We start from the raw sequence: 1450 nt of genomic DNA, 5'->3' as shown, positions 1-1450 counted from the left end.
ATGGGAGCGCGCGGCGAGACGCTGACGGGCCTGTCCGGCCTTGGCGATCTCATTCTGACCTGCTCGAGCCCGCAATCACGCAACTTCGCCCTTGGCCTCGCACTCGGCCGCGGCGAGCAGCCGCCCGCCGGCAAGCTTGCCGAAGGCGAATTCACCGCACCGGTGCTGATCGAACTCGCAGCTTCGCAAAACATCGAGATGCCGGTATCAGAAGCGGTCGCGTCGATCCTGAGCGGCCGTAGCACGATCGACGCCGCGATCTCGGGGCTGTTGACGCGTCCTTTCAGGGCAGAGGAATGAACATGGCGTACTGGCTGGTGAAATCCGAACCATCGGTGTGGTCCTGGGACCAGCAGGTGGCGAAGGGCGCCAAGGGCGAGGCCTGGACCGGCGTACGTAACTACACCGCGCGCCAGAACCTCGTCGCGATGAAGAAGGGCGACAAGGCGTTCTTCTATCATTCCAACGAGGGCAAGGAGATCGTCGGCATCGCGGAGATCATCAAGGAGGCCTATCCGGACCCGACCGACAAGACCGAGAAATTCGTCTGCGTCGACATCAAGGCCGACAAGCCCCTGAAGAATCCGGTGACGATGGCCGCGATCAAGGCAGAGAAGAAACTCGCCGACATGGCGCTGGTGAAATATTCACGCCTCTCGGTGCAGCCGGTGACGGCGGAGGAGTGGAAGCTCGTCTGCAAGATGGGTGGAATGTAGGCGCAGGTGCCGTAGCCCGGATGAGCGTAGCGACATCCGGGACGACTGGCCCCGCATGTCGCTACGCTCATGCGGGCTACGATATCCGAGCTTGCGGCTCGGGCAGCGCGAAGACCTCACATGGTGCGGCAATGCCGCGCAGCGAATGCGGCCCGAGCGCGACCAGCAGCATGTCCGTCTCAGCGGCCAGCACGCCTGACACCAGTACGGTCCTGCCGAGCGGCTTACACAATCCTTCGAGTCGGCTGGCGAGATTGACGGCGGGACCGATCGCCGTGAAATCGAGCCGATTGGCCGCGCCGATATTGCCCCAGAGCATCTCACCAAGATGAAGCGCGGCACCGAACGCCAGCGGCGGCAGGCCCTTGCCGCTGCGCTCCGCGTTGAGATAGACCATGCCGGCCTCGGCTGCGCCTGCAGCACGCAAAGCTGCCTCGCAGGCGCGGCGCGGTGATTCCTCGACCACCGGAAAGATCGCGAGCACGCCGTCGCCGATGAATTTCAGCACCTCGCCGCCGAAGGCGTGCACGGCGCCGGCGATGCGATCGAACCAGGCGTCGAGCGCCGCGATGACCTCTCCAGGCGGCGAGGCCTCCGAGAGGATCGTGAAATTGCGCAGGTCCGCATAGAGCAACGCGGCCTGAATGGTCTCGCCGAGGTCGCGCCGCAACGGCGCCGCCAACACTCGCTCCGCGCTGCGCTTGCCGAGATAGGCATCCAGCGTTGCCCGCAAC

The 1450-nt window shown here is 64.9% G+C and carries 3 protein-coding genes; 2 read left to right on the top strand and 1 reads right to left on the bottom strand.

Going from position 1 to position 1450, the window contains the following annotated elements; genetic code table 11:
* Both MOV75_RS37880 and MOV75_RS37875 read left to right on the top strand, forming a co-directional pair.
* Window positions 1–300: NAD(P)H-dependent glycerol-3-phosphate dehydrogenase (locus tag MOV75_RS37880; protein WP_369010494.1), on the top strand; the 300-nt coding region annotated here is incomplete at its 5' end.
* Between the two features lie 2 nt (window positions 301–302).
* The gene (locus MOV75_RS37875) at window positions 303–716 is read left to right on the top strand and encodes an EVE domain-containing protein (RefSeq protein ID WP_246932410.1); all 414 of its coding nucleotides are present in this window, start codon (window positions 303–305) and stop codon (window positions 714–716) included.
* A 76-nt stretch (window positions 717–792) separates the two neighbouring features.
* Here MOV75_RS37875 and MOV75_RS37870 read toward each other — a convergent pair.
* The coding region (locus MOV75_RS37870; protein WP_247007964.1) for an adenylate/guanylate cyclase domain-containing protein at window positions 793–1450 on the bottom strand (658 nt) is incomplete at its 5' end.

It is taken from the genome of Bradyrhizobium sp. PRIMUS42 (assembly GCF_023006515.1).
Classification (GTDB): Bacteria; Pseudomonadota; Alphaproteobacteria; order Rhizobiales; family Xanthobacteraceae; genus Bradyrhizobium.
The sequence above is the reverse complement of the archived record's forward strand: the minus strand, read 5'-3'. Positions and strand labels throughout refer to the sequence as shown.

Coding starts and splice junctions, on each gene's coding strand:
- MOV75_RS37875 (WP_246932410.1), top strand. CDS start 303: ATGGCGTACTGGCTGGTGAAATCCGAACCATCGGTGTGGTCCTGGGAC.